Source organism: Acinetobacter sp. YT-02, assembly GCF_002412355.1.
Lineage (GTDB): Bacteria > Pseudomonadota > Gammaproteobacteria > Pseudomonadales > Moraxellaceae > Acinetobacter > Acinetobacter towneri.
Genome location: NZ_NOZT01000077.1, coordinates 1 through 7885 on the forward strand (window position 1 = coordinate 1; position 7885 = coordinate 7885).

The 7885-nt window shown below is 42.1% G+C and carries 6 protein-coding genes and 1 pseudogene; 4 read left to right on the forward strand and 3 right to left on the reverse strand.

Annotated elements, in window-relative coordinates:
* Positions 1-1020, forward strand: a pseudogene (locus CF596_RS14965) (transposase); the annotation flags it as partial.
* A gap of 34 nt (positions 1021-1054) precedes the next feature.
* On the opposite strand, the gene CF596_RS13940 reads toward CF596_RS14965, so the two are convergent.
* The 3 genes from CF596_RS13940 to CF596_RS13950 are packed head-to-tail and all read right to left on the reverse strand — an operon-like array spanning position 1055 to position 4071.
* Complete coding sequence (locus tag CF596_RS13940; protein WP_004970120.1) at positions 1055-1624, reverse strand: Sua5/YciO/YrdC/YwlC family protein; 570 nt, start codon at positions 1622-1624, stop codon at positions 1055-1057.
* A gap of 48 nt (positions 1625-1672) precedes the next feature.
* Positions 1673-2896 (reverse strand): DNA-processing protein DprA, encoded by a 1224-nt coding sequence (gene dprA / locus CF596_RS13945; RefSeq protein WP_004970117.1) that lies wholly within the window; start codon positions 2894-2896, stop codon positions 1673-1675.
* A gap of 17 nt (positions 2897-2913) precedes the next feature.
* Complete coding sequence (locus tag CF596_RS13950) at positions 2914-4071, reverse strand: LysM peptidoglycan-binding domain-containing protein (protein WP_004970116.1); 1158 nt, start codon at positions 4069-4071, stop codon at positions 2914-2916.
* 119 nt (positions 4072-4190) lie between these two features.
* Between CF596_RS13950 and def the strand changes: the two genes are divergently transcribed.
* The 3 genes from def (at position 4191) to CF596_RS13965 (ending at position 7334) form a co-directional block, all read left to right on the forward strand.
* Entirely contained in the window at positions 4191-4721 is a 531-nt protein-coding gene (gene def, locus CF596_RS13955) for a peptide deformylase (protein WP_096902820.1), read from the forward strand.
* 108 nt (positions 4722-4829) lie between these two features.
* Positions 4830-5264, forward strand: coding sequence for a DUF2946 family protein (locus CF596_RS13960; protein ID WP_096902821.1), 435 nt, complete (start codon positions 4830-4832; stop codon positions 5262-5264).
* A gap of 63 nt (positions 5265-5327) precedes the next feature.
* Entirely contained in the window at positions 5328-7334 is a 2007-nt protein-coding gene (locus CF596_RS13965) for a TonB-dependent copper receptor (RefSeq protein WP_096902822.1), read from the forward strand.
* Positions 7335-7885 lie beyond the last annotated feature (551 nt).

Sequence of the window (7885 nt, forward strand, 5' to 3'; positions counted from 1 at the left end):
AAGGTGCTAAATCAGTTAGCATCCGAAGTAAATTTTGTCTGGAATTATGTCAATGATTTGTGTTTTAAGCATCTGCAACGTAAACAACAATTCTTTTCAGCATACGACATTGCAAAATACACGAAAGGCACATCGAAAGAATGCAACTTGCACAGTCAAACTATTCAGGCAGTGACAGAAGAATTGGTCACAAGACGCAAGCAGTTCAAAAAAGCAAAACTAAAATGGCGTGTCAGTAATAAAAAATCAGCTAGACGTTCACTGGGTTGGATACCGTTTAAAAAGGTTGCAATCAAATATGCTGATGGCTATGTTCAATATGGCAAGCATCAATTTAAACTATGGGATAGTTACGGATTAAGTCAATACAATATCAAAACAGGCACATTCGTAGAAGATAGTCGTGGACGTTGGTATGTTTGTCTTGTAGTTGATGCAGTCAAAATAGAAAAAAACAACGCTAAAACCTCAATTGGCATAGATTTAGGTTTAAAAGATTTAGCGACTTGTTCAGATGGCGTAAAACTTAAAGCACCTCAAATCTATCGGCAATATGAACAAAAACTTGGTATTGCTCAACGTGCAAAAAATAAGAAACGTGTCAAAGCCATCCATGCCAAGATTAAAAATGTAAGATAAAACATGCTGCATCAATTCAGCCGAAAATTGGTGAATGAACATGCAGCCATCTTCGTTGGCAATGTGAATGCCAAAGCATTAACACAAACCAGATTGGCTAAATCAGTGCTAGATGCCAGTTGGACAACACTAAGAACCATGCTCAAGTATAAATGCGAGAACGCAGGGGTATGTTATGAAGAAGTCAATGAAGCCTATACCACCCAAACTTGTTCGTGCTGTGGCTCACGCTATAGTAGTCCGAAAGGTAGAGCAGGACTTGGAATAAGAGAGTGGCAGTGTGTGGAGTGCGGTACGCTCCATGATCGGGATGTAAATTCCGCACTGAATATTCTTGCGCTCGGACATGAGCGTCTAGCAGTAGGAATCTCCGTCCTTTAGGTCGGGGAGGATGTCAACTAAAATTTGTCTAAAGCTAGGCGCGAATCACTGCCCCACTCTCTGCATCTAAAATACGGCTAGGTTGCTGGCTTAAACCCAAATCACCATTTAAGTAGTGCAATTGTTGATGGAAATATTGCGTTGTCTCTTGCAAAGAGCGTGCAGGGGCAAGTCCCGCAGGATTAGCACTGGTCGATACAATAAAGCCATCAAAGGCATGGCATAACGCCATACATAAAGGATGATTGGTTACGCGCACCGCTACTTTGGGGTGTTGACCTGTAATCCACTCTGGAATTGCGGCTGTGCTGGGTAATAGCCAGGTGGTTGCTCGATCTGTGGGGTAAGTATTCGTCCATGACGCAATTACGCGATCTCGCATTTCGGGGTTTAAATCCTGCAGCAAATGCTCTACTTGTGACAGATGTCCTGCCAGTAAAATCACACCTTTTTCAATCGGACGCTGTTTCAGACGCAAAATTTCCAAAAATGCCTGTTGATTATATGGATCACATCCCAATCCCCAAACCGCCTCTGTAGGATAGGCCAGTACCTGTCCTTGTTGTAGACATGCAGCGGCTTCGGTGACAGAAGTTGTAATCATGGGAGTTTTACCTAAACAGAAACGTGAAATAGGCGCTTATTGTGAACCTTATTTGAGTGGACGACAACGCAGATATAAACCTGATTGTTGTAAACAGAAGCCCATGAGTTCCAGTTCCATTAATGCGCTGGTGAGTGTGGCAATATCTAAATTCAGTTGCTGTGCCAAGTGATCGATGCTTTGTCCGACCCAATCCAGTTGTTGATACAGTGCCAATAAATGCTCGGGAATATGCGGTGTACTTGTATCTGCTGTTTTTGTTGTGGTGGTTTGAAGTATTGCTTCAGTCGGTGGTGTAGATAATTTTGCTTTTGTTGAAGCTGCTGTAGTCTGATTTTGGCTTGATGCTATTTGGTTTTGTTGATATTGCCATTGGGTGGGTAGGGCTAAATCTTCAATCACTTGTTCAGGATGATCCACTAAAATTGCACCTTCACGAATCAATTGGTGGCAACCTTGATGAAATTCACTGTAAATATGTCCTGGAATGGCAAAAATTAATTTGCCTTGCTCTGCTGCCAGTTTCGCGGTAATCAGCGAGCCACTATTTAAACTGGCTTCAGCAACAATCACGCCTAAACTTAGTCCACTGACAATACGGTTACGTCGTGGAAAATGTTGCTGTAAGGGCTTAGTCTGTGGTAAAAACTCCGTAATCACGGCACCACCAGATTCTACAATTTTTTGGCGCAGGCTGTGATGTGCACTTGGATAAGTGCTGTCCAAACCTGTGCCCATGACTGCAATGGTACGTTGATGTTGCAAAGCACCTTGATGTGCGGCTTCATCAATACCTTGTGCCAAACCACTATTGATAAAGAACCCTTGTTCACTTAAATAATAAGCAAAATCATAAGCTACTTGCCGACCATGCGGGCTGGCTTTGCGACTGCCGACAATCGCAATTTGCGCTTGCAACAAAGCCTGTGCATTGCCTTGCCCAAATAAAATGGGTGGCTTGTTGGAATAGGGTCGTAACTGATTGGGATAGTCCGCATCGTCCAAAGTTAGAATAAAATCGCACTGCTGTTGCAGTTGATTCAGACATTGTTCAAAGGCGAGTTGCCCTGTTGGGCTGAGATATTCTTTGGCGCGTTGTAGATGGTTGGCATGAATGCGCACATCTGACCATGTGAGGAGGTGTTCGGGCTGCACTGCGGCAGCCACGGAACCATAATGTTGTACGAGTTTGGAAAAACTAGACAGTGAATGTTGAACCAAATACCACAACAAAATGTAGTTGATTTGCTGTGGGCTGAATGAATTCAACATCACCATCTTAAACCGTTTTAGTCGTCCATTCGTGGTGCTTGTAAGCTCGCACCGACTTTAATTGGTAATTCACTGTCTAAAACATAGGCATAGCTAATGTGGTCAAAGCTCTTGAAGACCATGATATTGCCAATACGTTCGCCTGGAAGCTGAACACGTTCTTTGGTTTTCGGGTCGGTGACCACTTCGCCTTTTTGCGCTACGCTAAACACATGACCAGATTGCACGCCATGTAATGTCCCGCGATCAATCGCCACAACACTGTGTTTTGCTGCGGTACCAATCGAGCCCATCACACGTAGCACCTGACCACCTGTGCTGACATTTTCAGCATGCGTTGGGTAGAACAAGGTTGGCAGCATTGGGTCATAAATTGGTAAGACGCGATCACCACGACGCACTTCGGCATTGTAGGTATCGGTCAATTCAAGTGTGGTGATGTCATTTTCACCACGTACTGCAATACCTGCAGCAACTTGAGTGAGTTCAATCCCTGCATTGAATTTTTGACCATTGGCATCGGTCAGCATGTACGGTTCGCCTTCACGATATACACCGTAGCGTTGACCTACTTCCAGACCTGCACCACGCGCATACACACTTTGACCTTTAGCGGCTAAAACACGTTGATCAGAAGTACCCAAAATATACGGTGTACCCTGTAACGCATCTGCGGCAATAATGCTGCTGCGCTCTAACCAGTGTTTGATATAGTCAAGCGGAATTACAGGAATGGTATTATTTAAAGATTCCACGCGAATTTGTGGCTGTAAATTGGTGCTCTTGCCTGCATAACGACGGATAATACCTTCACAGCCATCGCCTTCATCTTTACCAATAATTGGGCGGCCTTCATAGGTACACATCAACAAACGGTCACCCGGGAAAATCCAATGCGGATTTTTTACGTGACGGTTACTTGCCCAAATTTCAGGCCAGCGTAATGGGTTGTTCAGGAATTTTTTGGAAATATCCCATAAGGTATCGCCTTTTTTTACCACATACACATTCGGTGCGCTGGCTTTTAAGGCAGGCGGATTGATGTTTCGTGCAGGTGCTGCTTCAGCCACACTGATCGCACCAAGTCCCACTATGAGACATACCGCGAGTGCTAAAACTTGCTTTTTAAACCCCAAGACACGAAAAGAGGATGTGTCTGTCAAAACCTTTTTCATTATCATAATTCCTAAAATTATGTATGTAGTTGCGTTATAATAACGATCTTACACACATTTTTTTGATGAAGCATTCCTTCATTCGGTTTTTTGATCAATGGCATAAGTGAGGATGTCCCATGGCCTTATTACCTATTTTAAGTTTCCCGGATCCCCGTCTGCGTACCATTGCAAAACCAGTCGAAGAAGTCACCGACGAGATTCGTCAGCTTGCTGCAGATATGTTTGAAACGATGTATGCGGCACCCGGAATTGGTCTGGCTGCAACGCAGGTCGATCATCATATTCAGCTGATTGTCATGGATTTATCTGAAAATAAAGATCAACCCATGGTCTTCATTAACCCCAAAGTTACCCCATTGACTGAAGAGACCCAACCGTATGAAGAAGGGTGTTTGTCAGTGCCTCAAATATACGACAAAGTTGAGCGTCCGTCACGCGTAAAAATTGAAGCGATTAACCTTGAGGGTCAATCCTTTACGCTAGAAGCGGATGAACTTCTCGCTGTTTGTATTCAACATGAAATGGATCACTTAAATGGCAAGTTATTTGTCGATTATTTATCTCCGCTCAAACGTCAGCGCGCTCGTGAAAAAGTCGAAAAAATAGTGCGTCAGCGCCAGAAAGAAAAAGTCGTGGTTAAGCGTTAAAACGTAGACCAATCAAGAAGGCTTGAGGCACAAGTTTAGACTTAAGCCCAAAATCGGCCCAATTTCGATTGGGCTTTGTTATACTTGTGCCATACAAATTCAGGATAGATGTATTCATTGTTGCGTAGTGGTTTACTGCTTTCATTTATCGCAGTATTTTTACAGATTGCTGTATTTTTACAGCCTTTGCTGCCTGAGCAATACCAGATTGCGCCAGTCTGTGAAACCATCACGCGTGCACTTTTATTGCCACACAAAACAATGGCTGCTGTGGATCATGATGTGCACAGCTCACATCTACATGCAGATCAACAACAAGTTACGACACAAAATGAACATCATCATCACGATGCTTCACATCAATGCCAGTACTGTACGGTATATGGCAATTTAGTCCTGCCACCTGAATTAGAACTAAAAGAAGTGCTTGATCGTATTCAAGTCCGTCTTTTGGCATTCCAAAAACGTTTTCAACACGTTTGGTTTGCACTTCAGCAACTTTTTTTACTTCCCCAAGGACGTGCCCCGCCTCACTTTGCATAAATTCAAGATTTTTTCGGGTCTATTTTGACCCTAACTGTATTTATGTTTTAAGTGAGAAATAAAATGGCTCAGCCTAAATTTTTATTACAGCCTGTTGCGGCTGCAGTTTGTGTTGTCTGCTATTCTGCAAGTGCTTTTGCCGATCAAACCGTTTTGACTGCCAATGCACACAGTCTTGCCCCAATTGTTGCGACTGCACAGCAGGGTAATGATGCCAACGGTCTGGTGGTACGTGCCAATCCAAAACAACCTATTCAGCCTATTCCAGCCACAGATGGTGCAGATTATTTACAAAGTATTGTCGGTTTTAGTGCAGTGAATAGTGGCGCTGGTACCAATGGTGATGTGACCTTCCGTGGCATGTTTGGTTCACGTATTAAAATTTTAACCGATGGTTCTGAAAACTTGGGCGCATGTCCGAGTCGTATGGACTCGCCAACCTCTTATATTTCACCAGAAAGTTTTGATGAAATTACCGTGATTAAAGGCCCGCAAACTGTGCAATATGCCAACACGGGTTCGGCAGCAACGGTATTGTTTGAGCGTAAGCCTGAACAATTTGGTAAAGGTCAAAACTATCGTGGACAAGCCAGTGTTTTGATGGGTTCATTTGGCCGTTTGGATCATAATATTGAAGCAGCAGCGGGCGATGCGCAGAAATATATTCGTTTAAATGCTAACCGTTCTGTGGCTGACAGCTATAAAGATGGCAATGGTACAACTGTTCCTTCGGATTGGGAGCGTTGGAATGCCGATGTTGCTTTAGGTTGGACACCCGATGAAAATACTTGGCTTGAGCTGACAGGTGGTCGTGGTGATGCCGAAGTGGTTTATGCAGGCCGCATGATGGATGGTTCTGAATTTGACCGCGAAAGTTTGGGTTTACGTGTAGAAAAGAAAAATATCACCGATGTGATTAAGAAAATTGAAGCACAGGTGAACTATAGTTTTAATGATCACGTGATGGATAACTATAGTTTACGCGCCAAACCTATGATGGAAATGGCAACCAATGTGACGCGTAAAACATTAAATGCACGTATGGCTGTGACGCATGAGTGGGATAAATTACAGTTTATTACAGGTATCGATACCCAAAATAATGAACATGGTATTCGCAAAACAGATAAACAAGGTTCTTATCTGACTAAGCCTGTTTTAACCGATATGGAGTTTCAGTCTTATGGTGGTTTTGGTGAACTGAGTTATCAACTGAATGATCATAATAAGTTGGTTACAGGTATACGTGTTGATCAGATCGAAGTAGACGCAGTACAAACGGCTCAACAACGTAAAGAAACCTTGCCAAGTGGTTTTATTCGTTTGGAAAATAAACATCCACACCATGATGCTAAAACTTATGTCGGTTTGGGCTATGTAGAGCGTATGCCGGATTATTGGGAATTGTTTAGCCCTGTTAAAGGTAATGGTAGTGACAATACCTTTAAGAGCATTGATACTGAAAAAACACTTCAGCTTGATTTGGGTTATCAACATGAACATGGCACATTCAGTTCTTGGGCATCGGCTTATGCAGGTTTGGTTCAAGATTTTATCTTGACCAAGTACAATGCAAACAATAAAGCTGAAACCCGAAATGTGGATGCAACGATTGCAGGTGCAGAAGTTGGTATAGGTTATCAATTTACCGATGCTTTGCAGGCAGATGTGAGCGCCATGTATGCGTGGGGTGAAAACACCACAAACAATACACCGTTACCACAAATTTCACCTTTGGAAGGGCGTTTAAACCTGCGCTATGTTCAGGATAAATATACGTTAGGCGCATTATTACGTATGGTGGATGGTCAAAGTCGTATCAGTGAACGTGAAGGTAATATCGTGGGCTATGATGTGAAAGAGAGTAGTGGTTTTGGCGTACTGTCTTTAAACGGCAGCTATAACCTAAGTAAAGGTGTTGATGTGTCTGTAGGTGTTGATAACGTACTAGATAAAACTTATACCGAGCATTTAAACAAAATGGGTAATGCAGGTTTGGGTTTTGCTGCAAATGAGCAATTTAACAATATTGGTCGTAACTATTGGGCGCGTATTAGTATGAAGTTCTAATTTGAACTTTATTTAAACCAAAAGCAGGGCTTCGGCTCTGCTTTTTGCTTTTGCATAAAAATAATTACATATAAAACATTGAGTTACGTTTCATGGCTGGGTTTTAAAGAATTAAGAAGATTTTTCTTAAAATAAATTTACAATATAAAACAATGGTTTATGTATTTTTGGGTTTATAAAATAAACACCCAGTATATTTCTTTTGCAAAAAGTCTTGCAAGGCAAAATATTTCACCTATAATGCACATCCATCGGCGGTGATGAAGATTAAAACTTCTGGTAAAACAATAACTTGGTTAAGAGTGATTGAGTTGGGTTTTAGAAAGGAGGTTTAAAATAATTTAAATTACCAGTTGACACTTTAGAAATAAAGCGTAATATAGCCGACCTAGCTTGATGCTGACGAAGCATCGAGAAGATCATTAAGAGATTATGAAGAACAACTTGTGTGGATTTTTACTGATTGATTGATCGAATATATTTCATTGATTGATTGGTTTAAATTACTCGAAGTTTATTTGAGCGAAATTTAAGTCAGAAAATTGATGAGC